The organism is Agrobacterium sp. 16-2014-1-2a (assembly GCF_053522705.1).
This window is the reverse complement of the sequence record NZ_JBNWBX010000001.1, coordinates 887,955-911,527: the sequence shown is the minus strand read 5'-3', so window position 1 is coordinate 911,527 and position 23,573 is coordinate 887,955. Positions and strand designations below refer to the sequence as shown.

26 protein-coding genes are annotated in these 23,573 nt (G+C 62.3%); 24 read left to right on the top strand and 2 right to left on the bottom strand.

Annotated features, from left to right (window positions below; all coding sequences use genetic code 11):
* The first annotated feature begins 2 nt into the window (after positions 1-2).
* The 3 genes from ACQZ45_RS04565 to ACQZ45_RS04555 are packed head-to-tail and all read left to right on the top strand — an operon-like array spanning position 3 to position 1,303.
* Positions 3-572 (top strand): head-tail connector protein, encoded by a 570-nt coding sequence (locus ACQZ45_RS04565; RefSeq protein ID WP_003512105.1) that lies wholly within the window; start codon positions 3-5, stop codon positions 570-572.
* Between the two features lie 3 nt (positions 573-575).
* Entirely contained in the window at positions 576-911 is a 336-nt protein-coding gene (locus ACQZ45_RS04560) for a phage head closure protein (RefSeq protein ID WP_112681489.1), read from the top strand.
* Positions 908-1,303 carry a DUF3168 domain-containing protein gene (locus ACQZ45_RS04555; protein WP_112681488.1) on the top strand — a complete coding sequence of 132 codons (396 nt, stop codon included), beginning with the start codon at positions 908-910 and terminating at the stop codon, positions 1,301-1,303. Before ACQZ45_RS04560 ends, ACQZ45_RS04555 begins: the two co-directional genes overlap by 4 nt.
* A 7-nt stretch (positions 1,304-1,310) precedes the next feature.
* On the opposite strand, the gene ACQZ45_RS04550 is transcribed toward ACQZ45_RS04555, so the two are convergent.
* Positions 1,311-2,510 carry an MFS transporter gene (locus ACQZ45_RS04550; protein WP_162736161.1) on the bottom strand — a complete coding sequence of 400 codons (1,200 nt, stop codon included), beginning with the start codon at positions 2,508-2,510 and terminating at the stop codon, positions 1,311-1,313.
* A 107-nt stretch (positions 2,511-2,617) separates the two neighbouring features.
* Between ACQZ45_RS04550 and ACQZ45_RS04545 the strand changes: the two genes are divergently transcribed.
* The 21 genes from ACQZ45_RS04545 (at position 2,618) to ACQZ45_RS04445 (ending at position 22,503) form a co-directional block, all read left to right on the top strand.
* Entirely contained in the window at positions 2,618-3,025 is a 408-nt protein-coding gene (locus ACQZ45_RS04545) for a phage major tail protein, TP901-1 family (RefSeq protein ID WP_003512111.1), read from the top strand.
* Positions 3,025-3,381: a gene transfer agent family protein gene (locus ACQZ45_RS04540; RefSeq protein WP_013635742.1), complete on the top strand. Its 357-nt coding sequence runs from the start codon at positions 3,025-3,027 to the stop codon at positions 3,379-3,381. Before ACQZ45_RS04545 ends, ACQZ45_RS04540 begins: the two co-directional genes overlap by 1 nt.
* Positions 3,378-3,599: a rcc01693 family protein gene (locus ACQZ45_RS04535; protein WP_013635743.1), complete on the top strand. Its 222-nt coding sequence runs from the start codon at positions 3,378-3,380 to the stop codon at positions 3,597-3,599. The genes ACQZ45_RS04540 and ACQZ45_RS04535 overlap by 4 nt, the downstream gene beginning before the upstream one ends.
* A gap of 97 nt (positions 3,600-3,696) precedes the next feature.
* Positions 3,697-4,278, top strand: a complete 582-nt coding sequence (locus ACQZ45_RS04530) for a phage tail tape measure protein (protein WP_111783215.1) — start codon at positions 3,697-3,699, stop codon at positions 4,276-4,278.
* Positions 4,279-4,368: 90 nt separating this feature from the next.
* Complete coding sequence (locus ACQZ45_RS04525; RefSeq protein ID WP_013635745.1) at positions 4,369-5,007, top strand: TIGR02217 family protein; 639 nt, start codon at positions 4,369-4,371, stop codon at positions 5,005-5,007.
* Complete coding sequence (locus tag ACQZ45_RS04520; RefSeq protein ID WP_113291425.1) at positions 5,004-5,888, top strand: DUF2163 domain-containing protein; 885 nt, start codon at positions 5,004-5,006, stop codon at positions 5,886-5,888. The genes ACQZ45_RS04525 and ACQZ45_RS04520 overlap by 4 nt, the downstream gene beginning before the upstream one ends.
* A complete protein-coding gene (locus tag ACQZ45_RS04515; RefSeq protein WP_113291426.1) occupies positions 5,885-6,319 on the top strand; it encodes a C40 family peptidase in 435 nt (144 codons plus the stop codon). The genes ACQZ45_RS04520 and ACQZ45_RS04515 overlap by 4 nt, the downstream gene beginning before the upstream one ends.
* Before the next feature lie 17 nt (positions 6,320-6,336).
* Entirely contained in the window at positions 6,337-10,140 is a 3,804-nt protein-coding gene (locus tag ACQZ45_RS04510; protein WP_448742185.1) for a baseplate multidomain protein megatron, read from the top strand.
* 34 nt (positions 10,141-10,174) lie between these two features.
* Positions 10,175-10,381, top strand: coding sequence for a hypothetical protein (locus ACQZ45_RS04505; protein WP_019564069.1), 207 nt, complete (start codon positions 10,175-10,177; stop codon positions 10,379-10,381).
* Positions 10,382-10,520: 139 nt separating this feature from the next.
* Entirely contained in the window at positions 10,521-10,775 is a 255-nt protein-coding gene (locus tag ACQZ45_RS04500) for a hypothetical protein (protein WP_003497070.1), read from the top strand.
* A 96-nt stretch (positions 10,776-10,871) separates the two neighbouring features.
* Entirely contained in the window at positions 10,872-11,543 is a 672-nt protein-coding gene (locus ACQZ45_RS04495) for a response regulator transcription factor (RefSeq protein ID WP_003512135.1), read from the top strand.
* Positions 11,533-12,933 carry a sensor histidine kinase gene (locus ACQZ45_RS04490; protein WP_003512137.1) on the top strand — a complete coding sequence of 467 codons (1,401 nt, stop codon included), beginning with the start codon at positions 11,533-11,535 and terminating at the stop codon, positions 12,931-12,933. Before ACQZ45_RS04495 ends, ACQZ45_RS04490 begins: the two co-directional genes overlap by 11 nt.
* 107 nt (positions 12,934-13,040) lie before the next feature.
* Positions 13,041-13,469 carry a membrane protein gene (locus ACQZ45_RS04485; RefSeq protein ID WP_025592860.1) on the top strand — a complete coding sequence of 143 codons (429 nt, stop codon included), beginning with the start codon at positions 13,041-13,043 and terminating at the stop codon, positions 13,467-13,469.
* A 143-nt stretch (positions 13,470-13,612) separates the two neighbouring features.
* A complete protein-coding gene (gene ccmI / locus ACQZ45_RS04480; protein ID WP_162736162.1) occupies positions 13,613-14,767 on the top strand; it encodes a c-type cytochrome biogenesis protein CcmI in 1,155 nt (384 codons plus the stop codon).
* Complete coding sequence (gene ccmE, locus ACQZ45_RS04475) at positions 14,764-15,276, top strand: cytochrome c maturation protein CcmE (RefSeq protein ID WP_003512141.1); 513 nt, start codon at positions 14,764-14,766, stop codon at positions 15,274-15,276. The genes ccmI and ccmE overlap by 4 nt, the downstream gene beginning before the upstream one ends.
* Entirely contained in the window at positions 15,273-17,267 is a 1,995-nt protein-coding gene (locus ACQZ45_RS04470; RefSeq protein WP_003512142.1) for a heme lyase CcmF/NrfE family subunit, read from the top strand. The genes ccmE and ACQZ45_RS04470 overlap by 4 nt, the downstream gene beginning before the upstream one ends.
* Positions 17,264-17,728 (top strand): cytochrome c-type biogenesis protein, encoded by a 465-nt coding sequence (locus ACQZ45_RS04465; RefSeq protein ID WP_025592862.1) that lies wholly within the window; start codon positions 17,264-17,266, stop codon positions 17,726-17,728. The genes ACQZ45_RS04470 and ACQZ45_RS04465 overlap by 4 nt, the downstream gene beginning before the upstream one ends.
* 156 nt (positions 17,729-17,884) lie before the next feature.
* A complete protein-coding gene (locus tag ACQZ45_RS04460) occupies positions 17,885-19,438 on the top strand; it encodes a Do family serine endopeptidase (RefSeq protein ID WP_448742184.1) in 1,554 nt (517 codons plus the stop codon).
* Positions 19,439-19,708: 270 nt separating this feature from the next.
* Positions 19,709-20,467, top strand: a complete 759-nt coding sequence (locus ACQZ45_RS04455; RefSeq protein ID WP_013635754.1) for a response regulator transcription factor — start codon at positions 19,709-19,711, stop codon at positions 20,465-20,467.
* 9 nt (positions 20,468-20,476) lie between these two features.
* Positions 20,477-21,886 carry an ATP-binding protein gene (locus ACQZ45_RS04450; RefSeq protein ID WP_113291525.1) on the top strand — a complete coding sequence of 470 codons (1,410 nt, stop codon included), beginning with the start codon at positions 20,477-20,479 and terminating at the stop codon, positions 21,884-21,886.
* Between the two features lie 191 nt (positions 21,887-22,077).
* Positions 22,078-22,503: a thiol-disulfide oxidoreductase DCC family protein gene (locus ACQZ45_RS04445; RefSeq protein WP_003512153.1), complete on the top strand. Its 426-nt coding sequence runs from the start codon at positions 22,078-22,080 to the stop codon at positions 22,501-22,503.
* Positions 22,504-22,616: 113 nt separating this feature from the next.
* Here the strand turns inward: ACQZ45_RS04445 and ACQZ45_RS04440 are convergent, their stop codons facing one another.
* Positions 22,617-23,480 (bottom strand): MipA/OmpV family protein, encoded by an 864-nt coding sequence (locus tag ACQZ45_RS04440; protein WP_162736163.1) that lies wholly within the window; start codon positions 23,478-23,480, stop codon positions 22,617-22,619.
* Positions 23,481-23,573: the final 93 nt, after the last annotated feature.

The window sequence follows — 23,573 nt, the reverse complement described above, 5'->3', positions numbered from 1 at the left end:
CCATGACCTATGCCCTCATTCATCCGCCGCAGGCGGAGCCGCTGACGCTTGCCGAGGTGAAGGCGCATTTGCGTCTCGACGGCGGCGACGAGGATGCGCTGCTGGCTGCGCTGATCCGTACCGCCCGCGAGCATCTGGAACGTACGACAGGACTTTGCCTGATACGCCAGACCTGGCGGCTCTATCTCGACCGGTGGCCGCCGAGTGGCATGATTCTGATTGGTAAGGGACCGGTGCAAACCATCGAAACGATTCTGGTTTTTGACGGTCAAGGGCGCGCGGCCGACATCACAGCCGCCGACAGATTGCTTGACGGCGAGGCGCGCCCGGCGCGGCTGTGGCTGCGCGACCCGCCAGCCCCCGGACGGGTGATGAACGGCATCGAGATCGACTTCATTGCCGGTTACGGTGAGGCGGGAACCGATGTGCCCGATACGCTGAAACGCGCCATGCTGATGCATGTGGCCCAGATGTTCGCCTTCCGCGGAGCCGTTGCTCTGGAAAATCAACCCGCAGCGGTTCCGGCCGGTTACGAGCGGCTGGTGTCGCCGTTCTGCCGTGCGGGGCTCTGAGCCATGAACCTCGTTTTTCTCGACCCCGGCAAGCTTACGGCGCGGTTGGAGCTGGAGGTGCGCAGTGAGGTACCGGACGGGCAGGGTGGGGCCGCGGAAAGCTGGAGTTTCCTGGGTTCGCTCTGGACGGCCATCGAACCTGTTTCGAATGCCTCGCATGAGCGGGCCTCGGCTGAGGGCGTAACAATCACCCACCGCGTCTGGCTGGTCTGGCGCAGCGACATTGCCGCCGGCATGCGCTTTCGCAAGGGACGGCGCATTCTGGCGATCCGGGCCGTGATGGATCCGGACGAGACCCGCCGTTTCATCGTCTGCCGCTGTGAGGAGGAAAGCCCGTGAGCGCCGCAAATGTGCTTCTACAGGCGATTTTCGCAAGACTTTCCGGCGACGCTGCTCTGATGGAGCTCATCCCCGGCGGTATCGTCGACCGGCTTTTGCCGCGCGCCGTCCTGCCCTTGATCGTTATCGGCGAACTTGAAAGCCGCGATTACTCGACGGCGACGGAAAAGGCCGAAGAACATTTTCTGTCGCTCGACATCTGGAGCGATGCCAATGGCCGCAGGTGCGCGGGTGAGATTGCCGGGCGGGTGAAAACCCTGCTCGACGATGCCGCCCTTCCGCTTGTCGGTATCTCGCTCGTCAATCTGCAGCTTCTCTCGAGCCGTTCGCGGCGCGAGCCGAAGACACGGAACTTCCTCGCAGAAATGCGTTTCAGGGCGGTAACGGAATAGGGTCGGTTCAGGAATTCTGTTTGCGCACGGTGCGCCAAAGCACGATCAGCAGCAGAAACGAAATGCTGATCAGCACGGCGGCGATGGTGAGCATGGCCGCCACCCCGCCGCGATCCAGCGCCAGCGTGAAAATGACGGGCGCCACGGCAATCGCAAGGTTCTGCGGCAGGGAGATACGCGCGGCCTGAAGGCCATATTGTTCCGGTGAAAATACTGCGAGCGGCAACACCGCGCGACTGACGGTGAGCACGCCCGCGCCAAAGCCGAAGAAAATGATGAAACCGATGAAAGCGGGCATGGCCGGGGCAAAAACGAGCAACAGCACGAAGGATGCGAGCAGCATACCTAAGCCGATCATGCAGGTGACGAAGGGATTGCCGTGTTTTCCAAGCAGAAAATCCAGCCCGCGCGCCATGATCGCAAGCACGCTGCGCACGGCTGCCAGTTGCACGGCGAGCGATTGCGATGCGCCGGCATGGACCAGCAGCAGAGGCAGGAGCGGCGAAAAGCCAAAGGCTGTGAAGGCGCTAAGCGTCGTCATTGCCGCCAGAAGTAGAAAGGCGCGCCGCGTATCGACAGGCGATGTCGAGACAGCAGCGGTTTTCGACGTGCCTGGAGTATTGCTCGTCCTTCGTCCGGGAAGGACAAAAACATAGAGTGGCAGAAGCACGAATATCTGCAGACAGGCATATACTAAAAGGGTGCCGCGCCAGCCCAGGTGCTGATCTGCGACGGTGGTGACGGGTAGGAAAACCGCTGCCGAAAGCCCGGTAAACACCATCAGAAGCGTCAGCGACCGGCCACTTTCCGCGCCGACACGTTCTACCACAGCCGTATGGGCCGCCGTCGTCAGGCCGCAGGTCGCGGCCAGACCCATCACGATCCAGCCGAGGACATAGCTGATCACGCCGCCCGCAAAGGCGAGCACGACAAAACCCGCCGTGAACAGCAACGAACCCGCCACAAGAACAGGGGCGGCACCACGGCGCACCAGCGTTCTTCCCAGAAGCGGGCCGCAGAGGGCGCTGATCGTCATCATGACGGTGAGACCGGCAAAAACGACCTCGTTTGCGATGGCCAGTTCCTGTCCGATGCGTGGCCCCAGTATGGCCAGCATGTCGAAACCGGTGCCCCAGCTGACGACCTGCCCAACCGCAAGCACGCCGATAAGGCGCGCGCGAGACGTGAAGGGGGTGGCATCAGACATGATGAAAATCGCGGGTGCGAGATGCGGGAATGCTTTTGGTAGCAGGCCAGTTGCGACCCGGCAACATCAAACGAGACGACATCAATCGAAACGAGAGGGAGAACACCATGGTGGCGCAGAAGGGCAAGGACCTGCTGCTGAAGTTCAACAACGCCGGCTCCTATGTGACCGTGGCGGGGCTCAGAACCAAGCGTCTGGCCTTCAACGCGCAGGCGGTCGATATTACCGACGGCGAAAGCGCCGGGCGCTGGCGCGAGCTTCTGGCCGGCGCCGGCGTGCAGCGGGCATCGCTGACGGCGTCGGGCATCTTCAAGGATCAGGCAAGCGATGCGCTGGTGCGTGGCGCATTTTTCGCCGGCTCCATTCCGGGCTGGCAGATCGTCATTCCTGACTTTGGCACGATCACCGGGCCGTTCCAGATCGTCGCGCTCGAATATTCCGGTCGCCACGATGGCGAAGTGCAATTCGAGACTGCGCTGGAATCGGCCGGTTTCCTTAATTTCGGAGCACTGTGATGCCACAAGGGTTGCGTTACGGGCGGGCGAACCGCCATCGCGGCGAGATCGAGGCGCTGATCGATGGCGAAAGGCGCGTTCTTTGCCTGACGCTCGGCGCTCTCGCCGAACTCGAAACCGCCTTTCAGGCCGATGATCTCACCGCGCTCGCCGAACGTTTCGCAGCCGGACGTATGAAGGCGACCGATATGATACGGGTGATCGGCGCAGGTCTGCGCGGCGCGGGCAACGTGTTTTCCGATGAGGACGTGGCCGCAGCCACGGTGGAAGGCGGCCTTGCCGGCCACGCCGCCATCGTCGCCGATCTCCTGACAGCCACCTTTGCCGGTTCGAGGGGCACACCGCCGGACCCTTGAGTGCCGCAGCAGGTGAGGTGGGCGATCTGACGCCGCGTCCTTTTCCCTGGGAGGCGGTAATACACACCGGTTTCCACCTGCTGCGGCTTTCCTCCGAAACCTTCTGGCGGCTGACGCCAAGGGAGTTCTTTGCCATGACCGGCGGCATCCGCCCCGCTTTCCACACCCTCGACCGCCCGGCGATGGATGCGATGATGCGGCGGTTTCCGGATGGGTGAGTGTGGTTTGCTATTTTGGGGGGCGTGCATCTTTCGTGAAAACGACCAGGCAATTCAAACATCTACGGCTCCGTTTTGAATCAGAAAGGCAAGCGTGATGGCAGGCGAAGTATCGATTGCGGACAGTCGCGAGGAAGCGGAAGCGCTCTCGGAGGTGATGGGTGATCTCGAACGGCGTTCCGAGCGGTTCGGGGCGGCGTTGACTTCTGCCATGCAGGCCGCGGTGACGGGCGGCAAGGGGTTGGATGACGTGTTGCGCGGGCTTGGCGAACGGCTCTCCGGCATTGCGCTTTCCGCCGGGCTGAAGCCGCTTGAGAACATGATCGGCAATGCTGTGGGCGGGCTTTTGAATGGCGGCGGTTCGCTGTTTGCCTTTGCCGATGGCGGGGTGCCGGGACGCAGTATCACGCCCTTTGCCGATGGCGGTGTGGTCGCAAGCCCGGCCTTCTTCCCGATGGGCGGCGGGCTTGGCCTGATGGGCGAAGCGGGTGCCGAGGCGATCCTGCCGCTGAAGCGTGGTTCGGATGGGGCGCTCGGTGTTGCCGCACCGGCGGGTGGCGGCGGCGCGCAGATTGTTTTCAATGTGACGGCGACGGATGCGGCGAGCTTCAGAAAAAGTGAAGGCCAGATCGCCGCCATGCTGGCGCGCAGCGTCGGGCGTGGCCAGCGCGGCCTGTGACGGATTGGACCTCCTCCCCGCAAGACCTCTGTGTCGAGCGTGATCCTTCCATCTTTCCCAGACTATCAAAACGAATCCAGGAACAACGACATGGCGGCATTTCATGAAGTGCGGTTTCCGCTGAGGCTGGCGCTTGGCGTGAGCGGCGGGCCGGTAAGGAGAACCGATATCGTCAACCTTTCCAATGGGCGGGAGAACCGCAACCAGCGTTGGAAGAATGCCAGACGCGCCTATGACGCAGGATCGGGCATTCGCTCCGTTGCCGATCTTTACGAGGTGCTGTCCTTTTTCGAGGCGCGGCGCGGTGAACTCCATGGTTTTCGGTTTCGCGACCCGGTGGATTTCAAATCATGTCCGCCGGGCCAGACACCTGCTGCAAGCGACCAGAAGATTGGCACCGGTGACGGCACGACGACGGCTTTTCAGCTGGTGAAGACCTATGCCGATGCGGGCGGTTCTTTCACCCGGCGGGTAGAGAAGCCGGTCGAGGCTTCGGTCATCATCTCAGTCGATGGGGTGAAAGCCGTCTTGTCGGATTTTTCGGTCGACCATGCGACCGGTACGGTGACGTTTCGCGCCGGTAAGGCGCCGCCTGCCGGTGCCGCAATCCGGGCCGGTTTCGAATTCGACGTGCCGGTGCGATTTGCAATCGACCGCATCGACGTGAACCTTACCGCCTTCGAGGCGGGCCGCATTCCCTCCATTCCATTGATGGAAATCCTCCCATGAAGACCATTCCTGCCGCTTTTGCCGAGCATCTGGCGGGCGAGGCCACGACCACCTGCCATTGCTGGAAAGTGACGCTGAAGGACGGCGAGGTCATCGGTTTTACCGACCATGACGGGACCCTTTCCTTCGCCGGTACTGCCTATCTGGCCGCAAGCGGCTTTGGTGCGAGTGACAGCGACAGCGAGGCCGGACTTGGCGCGAGTGCGGGCGAAGTGACGGGCGGCTTTGCCAGTGAGGCGATTTCCGAAAGCGATCTGGCCGCCGGACGTTTCGATGGTGCGCAGGTGGCGCTCTACCTCGTCAATTGGCAGGCGCCGGAACAGCATGTGCTGCTGAACATGCGCGAAATCGGCGAGGTGACACGGGCGGGCGGAGCGTTTCGTGCCGAGCTGCGCAGCATCGCCCATCGTCTTTCCCAGCCGCAGGGCAGGGTCTATGGGCGGCGCTGCGATGCCGCCCTTGGTGATCGGCGATGCGGCGTCGATCTCAAGCGATTTACCGGCACCGGCAGCGTTGCGGGCACGGACGCGGCGGGCAACCTGCTGGTGACAGGGCTGGACGCTTTCGCCGATGGTTTCTTCAGCCGTGGGAAATTGCAGTTTCTGAGCGGCCAACTTGCCGGCAAGGGTTTCGATCTCGACGGCCACGAGAAACGCGATGGCGGCACGCTTCTGTCCTTGTGGCTCGCTCCGGAGCAACCGCCGCAGCCGGGTGATGTTTTTTCCGTCATCGCCGGTTGCGACAAGCGTTTTGCGACCTGCAAGGCGAAATTCGCCAATTACCTGAACTTTCGTGGCTTTCCGCATCTGCCGGGGGCGGATTTCGCCTATTCCTACGCCAGCAGCGGCCAGACCCATGACGGCGGGGCGCTGTTTCCATGAGCAGTACCTCAGAAAAAGTGCTGGCGGTCGCGCAAGGCTGGATCGGCACGCCCTACCGGCATCAGGCGTCGTTGCAAGGCGTTGGCTGCGATTGCCTCGGCCTTGTCAGGGGCATCTGGCGCTCGCTTTACGGCGAGGAACCGGAACTGCCGCCGCCCTACGCACCAGATTGGGCCGAGCGGGGCGGCGAGGACCGGTTGCTGGAGGCCGCGAAACGTTATTTTTCGGCGGTGCCTGATATGGAAGAGGCTATGCCGGGCGACCTGCTGCTGTTCCGCTGGCGGGCCGATGCAGCGGCGAAACATCTCGGCATCCTCGCCGGGCCGCAGCATTTCATCCATGCCTATGAACAGGTGGCAGTGGTGCGCTCGGCGCTGGTGCCCGGCTGGAAGCGACGTATTGCCGGCGTCTTCCGTTTTCCCGAACCCTGACATTTTTCGAGGCGACCATGGCGACCATTCTCTTTCAGGCGGCGGGTGCAGCACTCGGCGGCGTTTTCGGCCCCGTGGGTGCCATCATCGGCCGCGCGGCTGGCGCGCTGGCAGGCCATGCCGTCGACCGCGCGCTGCTTTCGAACGGGCGGACGGTGTCCGGCGCCCGGCTTTCCACAGCGCGTATTCCGGGTGCGGACGAAGGCGCGGCCATCAACCGGCTTTACGGCACGGCGAGGATCGGCGGTACGCTGATCTGGGCGACGCGCTTTGAGGAAAGCGTCGAGGTGACGCGTCGTGGCGGCAAGGGCAATCGCGGCCCGAAGGTCGAGTCCTTTCGCTATTTCGCCAATCTCGCCGTCGGGCTGTGCGAGGGCGAGGCGGCCATGGTGCGGCGCGTCTGGGCCGATGGGCGGGAACTGGACCTGAGCGCCATCGAGATGCGCTTTTATCCCGGCAGCGAGACGCAATTACCGGATCCGCTGATCGAGGCAAAACAGGGCGCAGGCAATGCACCCGCCTTTCGCGGGTTGGCCTATGTCGTGTTCGAACGCCTGCCGCTTGACAGCTATGGCAACCGCATTCCGCTGATGCAGTTCGAGGTGGTGCGACCGGTCGGCCGGCTGGAAAAAGCCATCCGTGCCATCACCGTCATTCCCGGTGCGACGGAACACGGTTACGCCACGGCGCAGGTTTCGGAACGCACCGGCATGGGCGAAAGTCGCATCATGAACCGCAATTGCCTGACGGCCTTGACCGACTGGCAGGCCGCGATCGACGAATTGCAGGCGCTGTGCCCCAATCTGCAAAGCGTGGCGCTGGTGGTGAGTTGGTTCGGCACCGACATGCGCGCGGGCGAATGCCGCATTCTGCCGGGTGTGGAAGTGGCGGGTCGCGACAGGGAAAGTGCGGCATGGTCCGTCGCCGGTGTTTCGCGCGGGCAAGCGCATCTCGTCAGCCATCACGGCGGCGGCCCGGCTTATGGTGGCACGCCGGATGATCAAAGCGTTGTGCAGGCGATAGCCGACCTCAAGGCGCGTGGTCTGAAGGTCTGCCTTTATCCATTCGTGATGATGGATGTGCCAGCCGGCAACGGCCTGCCGGACCCCTACGGCAAAGGCGAGCAGGACGCCTATGGCTGGCGCGGACGCATCACCTGTTTTCCGGCACCGGGCCTGGCAGGTTCGCCCGACCGCAGTGCAGGCACGCGCACGGAGATTTCCACCTTCTGCAACCGCACTGAGGGGTATCGCCGCATGGTGCTGCATTATGCGGCGCTGGTGGCGCAGGCGGGTGGGGTGGATGCCTTCCTGATCGGCTCGGAGCTGCGCGGGCTGACAAGCCTGCGCGACCATAACGACGCCTTTCCTTTCGTGGAGGAACTGGTGCGGCTGGCGGCGGATGTGCGCGCCGTTGTCGGGTCGGCAACGAAACTGACCTATGGCGCGGACTGGAGCGAATATTTCGGCTATCAGCCGGCGGACGGTTCCGGCGACGTGTTCTTCAATCTAGATCCGCTGTGGGCAAGCCCTGATATCGATGCCATCGGCATCGACAATTACATGCCGCTTTCCGACTGGCGCGACGAGGATGCCGCAAACGGCAATCCTGATGGTATGAGCGGCCCGGACGATGCTAGCGCCTTCCGTTATGCCATCACGGCGGGCGAGGGTTTCGACTGGTATTACGCCAGCCATGCCGACCGCGCGGCGCGGCGGCGCACGCCCATCACTGATGGTCTCAAGGGCAAGCCGTGGGTATTCCGCTACAAGGACCTGCGAAGCTGGTGGCAGAATGCCCATTTTGACCGGGTGCGCGGTGCGGAGAAGTTGACGCCAACCGCATGGGTGCCGGGGTCGAAACCGATCTGGTTCACCGAACTCGGCTGCCCGGCGGTGGACAAGAGTGCGACGCGCCCGAATGTCTTTCCCGATCCGAAATCGGCGGAAAACGCTTATCCCTATTTTTCCCGCAGAAGCCGCGCCGACAGCCAGCAGCGACGGTTTCTGGAGGCGCATCTCGACCATTGGAGGGGGAAGGGGGATGCGGCGATGGTGGATCCGAACCGCGTCTATATGTGGACCTGGGATGCGCGGCCGTTCCCCGCCTTTCCGCAGAACGGCGCGGCCTGGAGCGATGGGGCCAACTGGCGTACCGGCCATTGGCTGAACGGCCGGCTTGGGACTGCCACACTTGCCGATACCATCGCCGCGATCCTGACGGACCATGGATTTTCCGGCTTCGACGTCTCCGCCGTCAGTGGCGATCTGACGGGATATGTGCAGGGCGACGTGAACTCGGCCCGCAACCTCCTGGAGCCGCTGATGTCGGCGTTTCAGGTGGATGTGGCCGAGGACGGCGGAACCCTGCGCTTCCGCTCTCGCAATACGGCGGTTCTGCCCGTGCGTGACGCTGCCGTATTGGCCGATCTGGACGACGAACCGCTGTGGTCGGAAAATCGCGGCCATGACAGCGATTTCGCCGCAGAGGCCGTGCTGACCTCGTTCAATCCGGCGCTGGACTACGAGCAGGCGAGCGTGCGTTCGCGCCGTATCGACAATGCCGGCAGCCGCGTCATGCGGCTCGACCTTAGCGCAGCACTCCCGGCGGAAACAGCGGAAGCCGCAGCTGAGGCCCTGTTGCGTGACAACAGGCAGGCGCGGCGCACGCTGCGTTTTGCGTTGCCGCCCGCAGATATCGCTCTGGAACCCGGCGATTGCATCCGTCCCCCGCAGAATGTGTTTTCGGAGGCTCCGGCAGGGAGGTTCCTGGTCAGCCGGATTGAGGACGGTACTGTACGGCAGGTGGAGGCGCGCGCCTTTTCCGCCGCATCCGCTGCTTTTTCGGGCGCTGTGGATGAGCGTCGTGTTGGCGGGGCAAACGGCGCGGAAGGTTTTGCCCCGGAGGTGCTGTTTCTCGACCTGCCGCGCCATGACGGCACAGCGTCTGAAAATTCGGCGCAGATTGCCGTTTTTGCACGGCCATGGCGGCCAATCGTCGTTTCGTCCTCCGCCGGCACGGAAGGCTACCGGCAGCGCGCCGTGCTTGACCGGCCCGCGATGATCGGCACGCTGGCCATGCCGCTGACATCAGGCCCCTCCGGCCGTTTCGACCGGCAAAACACCATCCTGATCGATCTGCCATCCGGCGAGCTTTCCTCGGCCACGGAGCTTTCGGTGCTGAACGGCGAGAACCGCATGGCGGTGAGGGCCGCAAACGGTGTTTGGGAGATCATCGCTTTCGCGCGCGCAGAGGAAATTGCGCCCGCGCGCTGGCGGCTTTCCGCTTTGTTGCGTGGGCTTGGCGGCACGGAAGATGCGTTGGCCATTGGCGCGCCGGTGGGCGCCCCTGTCGTGGTGCTGGACGCGGCGGTGCAGCCGCTCGGTCTTGCCGCGACCGAACGCGGACGGCGGCTGAACTGGATCGCCGAGGCGGCGGGAATGGCGGGCGCCCCCGCCGGTCCTTTTATTTTCGAGGGTGGCTTGCGGGCTGAAACGCCGCTCGCGCCGGTGCATCTTGCGGCCGAGCGGCGCAGGGACGGCATTTTGCTGCGCTGGGTGCGCCGAGGCCGGATGGAGGCCGATGGCTGGGACGCGAGCGAGATACCGCTGGAAGAGCCGTTCGAGCGTTACCGCGTGGAGGTGCTGGATCGCGAGGCCGTTCGACGCACGGCAGAGGTCTCCGAACCCTTCTGGCTGTACCCCAAAGCGGGCGAACTCACAGATTTCCCGACCTTGCGGGATCACATTTCCGTGCGTGTCCGTCAGCTCGGCCGTGCGGTGCCTCTGGGAGTGGCGGCGCACGCCGTTCTCCCACTCTGACAACCACCTGAAAAACAACGCAAAGGACGAGATTATGGATAGTACCAAGGCATGGTATCAATCGCGCACGATCTGGGGCGCCCTGGTTGCGGTTTTCGCACCGCTTTTCAGCGTCGCTGGTCTTGATCTTCCCGCCGGCCTGCACGGCGAGCTGGCGGAGGGACTGGTGACCGTTGCGGGCGGAATTGGCGGCCTCGTCGCACTTTACGGCCGCCTTTCGGCAACCCGTGCCATCCGCTGACGCCACTAGCGCCCATACCGTCCTCGCCGTGCGTCGTGGCGTCGGGGGCGGCATTCATTTGCCATTCAGACGCTTTGCGCTACATATTCGGTCACAATACGGTTCGAGACGCAGCCGATTTTTTTGGAAGATTTGTGCAATGGCATCACCTCTCATCATCGCGACGCTTGCAGCCGGGCTTTCCGGTTTCACGGCGCCCGAGGCTGATTTGCAGGGCCATTACATTCTGGCTGCAAGCGATTGCGGCGCGGCCGTTGCCCGCGTGGTGCGCGAAACCGGTGGTCAGCTTCTTTCGGTCTATCCCTCCGGTGACGGTCAGTCCTGTGTAGTTACCGTTCTCGTCCAGGGTAATGGCGAGCGCCCGCGCAAGGTAACGATGCGCGTGCCGATGTAGCCTTGCCCGCATCGCCGAAATATCGGAAAACAATCCGACACAGTTAGCATGACCGGCGACGCGCGCGCGGGCCGGGACGTAAGGAAAGGGCGGATAATGCGTATTCTCGTGGTTGAGGACGATGCCAATCTCAATCGTCAGCTGACCGACGCGCTGAAAGAAGCCGGTTATGTTGTCGATCAGGCATTTGACGGCGAGGAAGGCCATTATCTCGGCGATACCGAACCCTATGACGCGATCGTTCTCGATATCGGCCTGCCGCAGATGGACGGCATCACCGTCGTCGAGAAATGGCGCGCGGCGGGCAAGGCCATGCCGGTCCTCATTCTCACCGCCCGTGACCGCTGGAGCGACAAGGTGGCGGGCATCGATGCCGGTGCCGACGATTACGTGACCAAGCCCTTCCATGTCGAAGAAGTTCTTGCCCGCGTGCGTGCGCTCATCCGCCGCGCCGCTGGCCACGCTTCCTCCGAGCTCGTCTGCGGACCGGTCAAGCTCGATACCAAATCCTCCAAGGCAACGGTCAACGGCGTGACGCTGAAGCTCACCTCGCATGAGTTCCGCCTGCTTTCCTATCTCATGCATCACATGGGCGAGGTCGTCTCGCGCACGGAGCTGGTCGAACATATGTACGATCAGGATTTCGACAGGGATTCCAACACGATCGAGGTGTTTGTCGGACGTTTGCGCAAGAAGCTCGGGGTTGATCTGATCGAGACCATCCGTGGCCTCGGTTACCGGATGCAAGCGCCGGCAGATGCGAAGTAGCTCTCTTACCGCCCGCGTTCTTCTTCTCGCCTCGGCCTGGTCGGCGCTGGCGCTGGTGGTCATTGCCGTCGTGATCTCGACGCTCTACCGGCAGGGCGTGGAGCGCAGCTTCACCGATCTTCTGCGGGCGCAGCTTTATAACGTCATTAATTCCGTGACGATTTCGAACGAGAATACGCTGGCCGGCAGCCCGCAGCTCGGCGATCTCCGGTTCTCGCAGCCCGATACCGGCTGGTACTGGGTGGTGGAGCCGCTCGGCAATTTTCAGACGGCACCGCTGGTCTCCTCTTCGCTCGGCGTCGCGTCCTTGCCGGTGCCGAGCATTATCGATGCTCCCTTCGATAACAGATACGAGCGGTTTTATGCCGTGACCGACGAGGCGGGCAACAAGGTGCGGGTGGCAGAAACGGAAGTCGTGCTGGATGGTGAAGGCCGTGCGGCGCGTTTCCGCGTTTCCGGCAACCTCAATGTCGTTGAAGACGATGTGCGCAATTTCTCCAACAGCCTTTATCTGGCGCTCGCCGTCTTCGGCGTCGGCAGTCTGGTCGTCAATGGCCTTGCGATTCTCTACAGTCTGCGGCCGCTCGATCAGGCCCGTCTGGCGCTCGGCAAGATCAGGGGCGGGGAGGCGGAAAGCCTCGAAGGCGAATTCCCGCGCGAAATCCAGCCATTGGCGAACGAAGTCAATGCGCTGATCGACAGCAACCGGCGCATCGTCGAGCGCGCCCGCATGCAGGTCGGCAATCTCGCACATTCGCTGAAAACGCCGATTGCCGTGCTTCTGAACGAGGCCCGCACGCTGGAGCCGCAGCATGGCGATCTGGTGCGCGCGCAGGCTGACGCCATGCAGGCGCAGGTGCAATCCTATCTTTCGCGCGCCCGCATCGCCGCCCAGCGCGGCTCGATCCTTGCCCGTGTGGAAGCGGAGCCGGCGCTGGAACGGCTGGTGCGCGTCATGCGCCGCCTCAACCCCGACAAGCAGTTCGAGCTGAATTTCGAGCATCCGGGGGCGGTGCTGGGCATGGAACAGCAGGATCTGGAGGAGATCGTCGGCAATCTTCTCGAGAATGCCGCGCGTTTTGCACAGACCAAAGTCGTCGTCACGCTTGCGACCGGCACTCACCCGTCCTCCGACCCCGAAATGGGCCGGCGCTCATGGGTGGAGTTGATCGTGGAGGATGACGGGCCGGGGCTGGAGCCCGGGCAGATAAGCGAAGCGATGAAGCGCGGCAGGCGGCTGGACGAAAGCCGTCCTGGCACCGGCCTCGGATTGTCGATCGTTTCCGAAGTGGTGTCTGAGTACCATGGCCACTTTTCCCTCTCGCGCAGCGGGATAGGTGGCCTGAAAGCCGATCTGATTTTGCCTGGCCTCTCGAAAGAGCTTGCGTGAGGCAAGAAAAAAGGCAAGAAATTCAATGCCGATATATAACGCGCGGTGCGGTAAGGAAAAGAGGACAGGGTTTGGTTGACGTGTATGATGGCTGCCGCTCCGTGACGATGCGTTCGCTGGTGTCACGCCCGGCACTTCTCTCGATCCTGTGCGTATCGATGCTGAGCGCCTGCACCACCACGGGCACCCGCTCGGCCGGTGGCAGCCTGTTCGGCGGTTCGGCACAACCTTCAACGCCGTTCCTTGCCAACATGCAGGGCGGCATTGTCGGACGAAGCGGTCTGCAGCTCGAAAAGGGCGACCGCACCAAAGCGCTCGAGGCCGAATATCGCGCACTGGAAACCGCCCCGGTCGGTACGCCGGTGACATGGACCGGCGACGATGCCAGCGGCCAGGTGGTTGCCAATGCGCCCTATCAGGTGGGCAACCAGAATTGCCGGCAATATTCCCACACGCTGACTGTCGATGAAAAGGAAACCCGGGTTCGCGGTGCGGCCTGTCGCAATGCCGATGGCAGCTGGTCTCCTTTGACGTAAATCAAGGTCATGGACCTTTCCGAGTGACAGGAAGGGCTATAGCGGTGCAGCTGGACGCCGGGCGGTGCGGCGTGATGTCTCAAATTCGCGTCATCTCCGCGCTTCATGTTTCCATGTGCCGTGCATTCGAGTAATTGAGCCTTATGTTCTGGATTGTCGTTGCGATATTGACGGCGGCTGTCGCCATCGTCCTGATGTACCCGCTGATGCGGAAGACCGAGGTGTCGCAGACGCGCCGCGACGGCGAGGTTGCAGTCTATCGCGACCAGCTTGCCGAACTGGACCGCGAGCGTGCCGCTGGCCTGATCGGCGAGACGGAGGCGGAATATGCCCGCGCCGAAATCGGCCGCCGGCTGCTTGCCGCAGCCGATACCCGTCAAGACGCTGAAAGCAGCGCCCGGCCGCTGCGGCACAATCTCGCCGTAACCCTGATTACCGTTTTGCTGCCCGCACTTGGCCTCTGTCTTTACATCTGGAAGGGAAGTCCGGAAGTGCCGGACATGCCGCTCGAGGCGCGTCTGGAGCAACCCGGCAACGACATGAACCTTCTGGTCGCCCGTGCCGAGCGGCACCTGGCCGAAAACCCCGACGACGGTGCAGGCTGGGATATCCTGGCGCCGATCTATTTCAAGACGATGCGGCTTGGCGATGCCGAGCTTGCCTATCGCAACGCGCTTCGTCTGCAAGGGCCGAGCACGGAACGGCTGACGGGACTTGGCGAAACACTGGTGGCGAGCAATGACGGCATCGTCATCGAGGCTGCGCGTGAGGCCTTTGCCGAAGCCGAGCGGCTTAGACCCGGCAATCCACGCGCCCGCTTTTATCTGGCGCTGTCGCTGGAGCAGGCGGGCAAGGCGCAGGAGGCGCGTGCGGCCTTTGCAGCACTGGCGGCGGATGCACCAGCCGGTGCGCCATGGTTGCCGCTGGTGCGGGAACATATCGCCAGAACCGGCGGCGAGGCAGCGCCCGGCCCGACCGCAGGCGACGTGGCGGCGGCGAAAGACATGACGCCCGCCGACCGGCAGGCGATGATCGAGGGCATGGTGGCGAGCCTCGACGCCAAGCTCAAGGAAAATCCCGGTGATTTCGAAGGCTGGATGCGCCTCGTGCGCGCCTATTCCGTCTTGAACAATGCAGCGAAGGCGGGCGAGGCACTGAGAGCCGGTTTGCAGATTTTCCCGCCTGAGGGCGAAGAAGGTAAGCAGCTTCTGGCGCTGGCGAAGGAATTGGGAGTTTCCGCCGGACCCGTTCGCATGGACGGGCAAGGGCGCGCGATGCCGCAGGGAGTGACGCAATGACCCGCAAACAGAAACGGCTCGCAATCATCGGCGGCGGCATGAGCTTCATCGTCGCGGCCGTGCTGCTCGTCATGTTCGCTTTCGGCCAGTCCATAGCCTATTTCTACATGCCGGCCGATCTGGAAAAGACGCCGGTCAATCCCGGCACCCGCATCCGCCTTGGTGGGCTGGTGGCGGAAGGCTCCGTCAAGCGCGGGGAGGGCCGCACGGTGAGCTTCACAGTGACTGACGGTGAAGCAAACGTGCCCGTCAGCTATACCGGCATTCTGCCCGATCTTTTCCGCGAGGGGCAGGGCGTGGTGACGGAAGGCGTTTTCGATGCCGCGACCCATGGCTTTGTTGCCGACAGCGTTCTGGCCAAGCATGACGAAAACTACATGCCGAAGGAAGTGGCCGACCGGCTGAAAGACAAGGGCCTGTGGCAGAACACCGGAGAGGGCGGGCAACCTTCCGGCGCAGCGCCTTCTCCTGCGGGAGCGTCAGCCGACAAGACCGGAGCGATAAAATGATCAATGAGATCGGCCACTACGTTCTGGTTCTGGCACTCGCCGTGGGGCTGATCGTCTCGACGCTGCCGGTGATCGGCGCGCGCCGCAACGACCGTGCGCTGATGGATATCGCCTCGCTCGGCTCCGTCGTGATGTTCCTGCTCGTGGCCTTGTCCTTTGCGGCGCTGACGCGGGCCTATGCGGTTTCGGATTTCTCCGTGCGCAACGTCTGGGAAAACTCCCATTCGCTGATGCCGATGCTCTACAAGTTGACCGGCGTCTGGGGCAACCATGAGGGCTCCATGCTGTTATGGCTGCTGATCCTGGTGTTTTTCAGTGCGCTCGTTGCCGTCTTCGGTCGCAACCTGCCGGAAACGCTGAAAGCCAATGTGCTGTCTGTACAGGCCTGGATTTCCGTCGCTTTCCTGCTGTTCATTCTGCTCACCTCCAATCCGTTCATGCGTCTGGAGCGGGTGCCGGCCGAAGGGCAGGACCTGAACCCTATCCTTCAGGACTTCGGCCTCGCCATACATCCGCCTCTGCTTTATCTCGGTTATGTCGGCTTTTCCGTCTGTTTCTCCTTCGCCGTCGCTGCACTTCTGGAGGGCCGGATCGATGCGGCCTGGGCGCGCTGGGTAAGGCCGTGGACGCTCGCCGCATGGACCTTCCTGACGGCAGGTATCTCCATGGGATCTTACTGGGCCTATTACGAACTCGGCTGGGGCGGCTGGTGGTTCTGGGATCCGGTTGAAAACGCCTCCTTCATGCCATGGCTTGCGGGCACCGCACTGCTGCATTCGGCACTCGTCATGGAAAAGCGCGAAGCGCTGAAAATCTGGACCGTGCTTCTGGCGATCATGACCTTTTCGCTGTCGCTGCTCGGCACCTTCCTCGTGCGCTCCGGCGTCTTGACCTCCGTGCACGCCTTCGCCACCGATCCGAGCCGCGGCATCTTCATTCTCGGCATCCTTACCGTTTTCATCGGCGGAGCTTTCGCGTTGTTCGCATGGCGGGCGCCCTCGCTGAAGGTGGGTGGATTGTTCGCGCCGATCTCACGCGAAGGGGCGCTGGTCCTCAACAATCTGATCCTGACGGTCTCGACCGCAACGGTACTGATCGGCACGCTCTATCCGCTCATTCTCGAAACGCTGACAGGCGAAAAAATCTCGGTCGGCGCGCCGTTCTTCAACCTCACCTTCGGCCTCCTGATGATCCCGGTCCTGATCGTCACGCCCTTCGGGCCGATGCTCGCCTGGAAGCGCGGCGATCTTCTCGGCGCTTTCCAGCGGCTTTATGTGGCCGCCGCCATTGCAGCCCTTGCCGGGCTGACGCTCTGGTACGTAGAGAACGGCGGCCCGGTGCTCGCCGCACTTGGCATCGCAGCCGGTTTCTGGCTGATCTTCGGGGCGCTTGCCGATCTCTGGTATCGGGCCAATTTCGGCAAACTGGCCTTCGGCATCGCTTTTCGACGCCTCAAGGGCCTGCCGCGTTCGGCCTTCGGCGCCGCACTTGCCCATATGGGGCTTGGCATCACCGTGCTCGGCATCGTCACCGTCACCACCTTCGAGACCGAAACCGTTCTTGAAATGAAGCAGGGCATGGAGGCGAAGGCGGGCGGCTACAGTCTCACCTTCGATGGCATCCGCCATGCCGTCGGCCCTAATTTCACCGAGGATCGCGGCCATTTCACCATACGCAAGGCGGGTGTGGAAGTGGCCGACGTCTGGTCCTCCAAGCGGCTCTACACCGCACGGCGAATGCCGACCACGGAAGCGGGCATTTTGACCTTCGGCCTCAGCCAGCTCTACGTCTCGCTCGGTGACCCGATGGCGGATGGCGGAATGGTCGTGCGCATCTGGTGGAAACCCTTCATCCTGTGCATCTGGGGCGGCACGCTGTTCATGATGGCCGGCGGTTTGATATCGCTCTCCGACAGGCGGTTGAGGGTGGGCGCACCGAGCCGCAAGGCGAAGCCGGCAAAAACGGCCGCGATGCCGGAGGCGGCGGAATGAGGGAGGTTGTGGCGGGGCTCACGCTCCTTCTCGTTCTCATGTTTACGTCATGGCCGGCCTTCGCCTTCAACCCGGACGAGGTGCTGAAAGACCCCGCACTGGAACAGCGCGCCCGCAATCTCACGTCTCAACTGCGCTGCATGGTCTGTCAGAACCAGTCGATCGATGACAGCAATGCCGAACTGGCACGGGACCTGCGCGTTCTGGTGCGGGACAGGCTGGTGGCAGGCGATAGCGATCAGGCTGTAGTCGACTACGTCGTGTCTCGTTATGGCGAATTCGTGCTGCTGAAACCGCGTTTCAGCCTGCGCACCGCACTTTTGTGGGGCGCGCCCATCGTTCTGGCGCTTGCGGGAATATTCGCCATCCTCGTTTTTTCGCGTCGGCGCGCCACCCAGGAGCGGCCGGAAAAACTGAGCGCGGACGAAGAAGAGAGAATTCGTAATCTCATTGAAAAATAACTGATTTTCATATCCGTCCTCGGTTCTTTTTCAACATTACGGTTTTTTCATTCGTCAGACACTTCGCTGTAAGGTGTCGCCTCCTATATCTTCATCATCCACCGCTTCTCCCCCGGTCAAACGGGTTCCAGTCTGAATGAAGAAAGAAGGTACACCATGTCTCACTCGCAAAACGGACGCTCCTCGCTGAAGACGGTTCTGAAGGCAACGACCGTTGGCGGTCTTGCCGCGCTGATGCTTTCCACAGGCATCGCCGCACCGATCGTTCATTCCTTTGCCGCTCCGGTCGAGGTGACTGCGCCGCAGGTTCCGAGCTTCGCCAATGTGGTCGAGGCGGTTTCGCCCGCCGTCGTCTCCGTTCGCGTCCAGTCGAACGTGCAGCCCGCTTCCGATGATTCCAGCAACTTTTCCTTCAATTTCGGCGGCCGTGGTCTCGACCAGCTGCCGGACGACCATCCCCTGAAGCGCTTCTTCAAGGAATTCGGCGGTCCCAACCAGGACCGTCCCGACCGTGGTCCGAACCGTCACCGTGACGGCAAGGGTCCGCTGCGCCCCGTCGCTCAAGGATCCGGCTTCTTCATCTCCGAAGACGGTTATGTCGTCACCAACAACCACGTTGTCGATGACGGCTCCGCCTACACGGTGGTGATGAATGACGGCACCGAACTCGAAGCCAAGCTCGTTGGCCGTGATCCGCGTACCGATCTGGCGCTGCTGAAGGTCGATGTGAACCGCAAGTTCACCTATGTGCAGTTTGCCGACGATAGCAAGATTCGCGTCGGTGACTGGGTCGTAGCCGTCGGTAACCCCTTCGGCCTCGGCGGCACGGTAACCTCGGGCATCGTTTCTGCCCGTGGCCGCGATATCGGCTCCGGCCCCTATGACGATTACCTGCAGATCGACGCCGCCGTGAACCGCGGCAACTCCGGTGGTCCCGCCTTCGATCTCAACGGTGAAGTCGTTGGCATCAACACCGCGATCTTCTCGCCCTCCGGCGGCAATGTCGGTATTGCTTTCGCCATCCCGTCGTCCGTTGCCAAGGACGTGATCGCCGACCTGCAAAAGGACGGCAAGGTCGAACGCGGCTGGCTCGGCGTGCAGATCCAGCCCGTCAGCAAGGACATTGCCGAGTCGCTTGGTCTTGCCGAAGCGAAGGGCGCGCTCGTCGTCTCGCCGCAGTCCGGTTCGCCGGGCGACAAGGCTGGCATCAAGCAGGGTGACATCATCACCGCCGTCAATGGCGACCCGGTCAAGGATGCCCGCGATCTGTCGCGCCGCATCGGCAGCATGACGCCAAACAGCAAGGTTGAAATCTCGCTCTGGCGCGGCGGCAAGTCGCAGTCGGTCACCGTGACGCTTGGCGATCTCGCAAGCGACGATGCCTCCAAGGCAACGCCGGGCCAGGAAAACGACAGTGGCAGCAAGCCTTCCAGCGCAAAGGTGCTGTCGAGCCTCGGCCTGACGGTTGCGCCCGCTGACGACGGCAACGGCCTTGCCATCACTGATGTCGATCCGGACAGCGACGCCGCTGCCCGTGGCCTGAAGACGGGTGAGAAGATCACCTCCGTCAACAACCAGCAGGTGGCTTCTGCCGCCGATATCGAGAAGGTTCTCGAGCAGGCGAAGAAGGACGGACGCTCCAAGGCGCTGTTCCAGATCCAGACGGACAGCGGCAGCCGCTTCATCGCACTGGATATCGACCAGGGTTGATAATCTGAGATGCGACGCCGGTTCTTCTTCGAGCCAGCGTCGCTCGGGACTGTGTCTCCCCTTGAGGGCGGGACAGAGCATGTGGAACGCGCGTGCCGCTTGTTTCTTCTCCGCTAGGGAGGAGAAGGTCGTGGCAGCGGGATCAAGGGCAAGGCCAGCGATAGACCGCGCCCTTGCCCCCTCATCCGACCCTTCGGGCCACCTTCCCCCCGCCGGGGAGAAGACAAGGACCCACAAAGCCGGTCCAGTCAGAACCGAGGAGGAAATCTCATGGAAAACAAGGTTCAGGAAATGTCTGTCGCATCTGTTTCCGGTTGTGCGGAAAAGGGCGAGGGCGCTATTGTCCCGCACATGAAGATTCTTGTTATTGAAGACGATCTCGAGGCTGCGGCCTATATGACCAAGGCGTTCCGGGAAGTCGGTATCGTTGCCGACCACGCGAGCGATGGTGAAAGCGGCCTGTTCATGGGCTGCGAGAATTCCTATGACGTGATGGTGATCGACCGCATGCTGCCGCGCCGCGACGGACTTTCCGTCATCAGCGAGCTGCGCCGGCGCGGCATCGAAACGCCGGTTCTCATTCTTTCGGCGCTTGGGCAGGTGGACGACCGCGTGACCGGCCTGCGTGCCGGCGGCGATGATTATCTGCCCAAACCCTATGCCTTTTCCGAACTTCTCGCCCGCATCGAAGTGCTGGGCCGCCGCAAGGGCAAACCCGAACAGGACATGGTCTACCGTGTCGGCGATCTCGAACTTGACCGGCTTTCCCACGATGTCCGGCGCGGTGGCAAGGAAATCCTGTTGCAGCCGCGTGAGTTCCGCCTGCTGGAATATCTCATGAAGAATGCCGGCCAGGTGGTGACCCGCACCATGCTTCTGGAAAACGTCTGGGATTATCATTTCGACCCGCAGACCAATGTCATCGACGTGCATGTGTCCCGCCTTCGTTCGAAGATCGAAAAGGACTTCGAAAAGCCGCTGCTGAAGACCATTCGCGGCGCGGGTTACATGATGAAGGATGAGGGCTGATTGGCGAAAATGGTCCGCCTCAGAATATTGTTCCGGTCAACAGCGGTGCGCCTTTCTGCGCTCTATATCCTGCTGTTTGCGCTCTGCGCCGCCTTTCTGGTCTTTTATGTCACCGCCCTTTCCGAACGGCTGCTGAACCAACAGACGCGTGACGCGGTGCTGCAGGAAGTGTCGGATGTGCAGCGCATCTACAATCGCGGCGGCATCAACCCGCTGTTGCGGATGATGGAGCGCCGTGCCCGCCAGCCGGGGGCGAGCCTTTACATCATCGCCGGCCCCAATGGCGAAATCCTTGCAGGCAACGTCGCTTCCGTGCAGCCCGGCGTGTTTGACAAGGAGGGCTGGACGGGTTTCCCCTTCCGTTACGAACGTTATTCCGAAAGCGGCGACAGCGTGCAGCATATGGCGACCGCCAATGTCTTCATGCTGGACAACGGCCTGCGCATCCTGATCGGCCGCGATCTCGGCGAACCCACCAAATTCCGGGCGCTGGTGCGCAATGCACTGATGGTGGCGCTTGCCATCATGAGCGCCGGTGCGCTGCTCATCTGGTTCGGCATCGGCCGCAATGCCTTGAAACGCATCGACCGCATGTCGGCAGCGACCAAGAAGATCATGGCCGGCGATCTTTCGCAGCGCCTGCCGCAGGGCCGCTCCGGCGACGAGTTCGACCGGCTGTCCGGATCGCTCAACGCCATGCTCGGCCGTATCGAAAAGCTGAACGAGGGCTTGCGGCAGGTGTCCGACAATATCGCCCACGACCTCAAGACACCACTGACGCGGCTGCGCAACAAGGCGGCCGCCGCATTGGATGACAACGACGAGACGAAACGGCGCGCGGCACTCGAAGGCATCATAGCCGAATCCGACCAGTTGATCCGCACCTTCAATGCATTGTTGATGATTTCCCGCGTCGAGGCCGGCTCCATCGCCGCCGAAATGACCGATGTGGACATGTCGGCAATCGCCGCCGACAGCGCCGAACTTTACGAACCGGTAGCCGAGGACGCGGGACTTACGCTTGAGGCCGAGATCGAACCCGGTCTTTCGGTGCAGGGCAACCGTGAGCTGATCGGCCAGGCGCTTTCGAACCTCATCGACAACGCCATGAAATATGCCTGCGAATGCGAGGGCGACAAGAAACTCATCGTGCGTCTGGTGAGCGAACCGGACGGCATCGTGCTGTCCGTCTCCGATAACGGCCCCGGCATCCCTGCCGACAAGCGCGGCGAGGTGCTGAAACGTTTCGTGCGGCTGGACGAAAGCCGCTCCAAACCCGGCACGGGGCTCGGCCTGTCGCTGGTGGAGGCCGTGATGGAATTGCACGGCGGATCGCTCGCGCTGTCGGACACCGACACTACGAATTCCGTCTGCCCGGGCCTGACCGTCTCGATGATCTTTCCCGTTTCGACCCAGTAAGCCGCGCTGTCCAACGCCGCCGACACCAGCACCGGCTGGTCACCGCTATTTGTGCGGAAATTCGTTCACCTCCGAGAAATAATCGTCTCTCGAGATTGAATTGAAAGATGATCGGAAGAATATCTTATAAGGTTCTACAGCTGCACTTTATGAGGGGATCGCATCGCGATCGGCAAAAGGACTTATGATCGATGGCAAACATGGCCCCCTTGGTCGGCGACCACCATGGACCGATCATTCTGTTCGATGCCGAATGTGTGCTGTGTTCCGTGAATGCGCAATTTGTGCTGCGGCATGACAAGGCCGGATATTTCCGGCTGGCCTCCATGCAGGGAGCCGTCGGCACGGAAATCTACCGGCGGCACGGAATGGACCCCAAAAATCCGGTCAGCCTGCTCGTCGTCGATGGCGAGAGGGTGCGACAGGACAGCGACGGTGTTCTTGCTATCTATGAGGCGCTTGGCATGCCCTGGCGGCTGCTTGGCATGTTGCGCATAATTCCCGCATTTCTGCGCGATCCCGTCTATCGTTTTGTCGCCCGCAATCGCTACCGTTGGTTTGGAAAACGCGCGCAATGCTGGGTGGCGCCGCCGGAATACAGGGACAGGATTCTCTGAACTTAGCGACGATCCTCCGCCCAGGGCAGGCGACAATTTCAGGCGGCGGGACAGACACGTGACGGCGTTGCGGAGATGGTTACGCATCCCCGCAACGCCACGTCGCCATCGGGTCAGAACGTATAAGCCACGCCCACCATCGCAAACGGCTGAATATCCTTTTTCGAAAGGGGGCTGTCCTTGGCATCGCCCAGCAGGAAGCCAACACCGCCGGCGCCGGTGATCGACCAGTTCTCGGTCATAAGATAAGTGAGGGAGGCGCTGGCGTCGATGCGCTTGAAGCCTGCCTTGGCGTCATAGCGGCGCAGGCCGGAACGGGCGGATTGGGCCGAGGTGACGCCGAAATAGGATTTCATGTGCTTGTCGTCCGCCCAGGTGGCGGAGAGGTCCGCGCCAAGGATGAACTGGTCGACTTTGTGCGAAACGCTGGCGCCGACGGTTGCGGTCAACCCTTCGCTGCCGTTGATGGTCTTGTCCACCTTCGCATAGACCTCGAAGGGGTCGATGCCATAAGCGATAACACCGCCGACCACGCCGCCCGCCTTGATGTCACCCATTCCGCGAAGATTTTTCTTGTCGTCCTTTTCCTTGCGCCCGGCTTCCCAGCCGCCCTTGACGCCCAGTCTGAAGCCGTTGCTGTTCAGCAGGTTGACGGTGACGCCGCTGAAATCGATGCTCAGCGTATCTCCATACTCAACGGAAACCAGGGGAACCGCGCCTGCTTCCAGCTTGTCCGAGCCCTCATATTTGGGAGCGTAGGCAGCACCCATGCCAAGTGTGATTTTCCACTCACTGGAACTGCTGTAGCGGGCATTGTCGAAATTGCCCTGCGGTTCGGCGAACCTGTCCGATTTGCCGAGATCAGCAGCGAGGACGGGCGTGCAGACGGCCTGCGCCAGGGGCAGCGCGGTCAGGCACAACGCCATTGCACGCAGGTTCTTTTGCCATTTCACTGTAAAAATCTGTTTCATGATCATATCCGTTGCAGCATCAAGCGTTGCAAAACCTGGGAGTCGGGTTTCGTTGAGCAGGACGCTACGTGGGCATAATTGCGGAGACATTACGCGAGA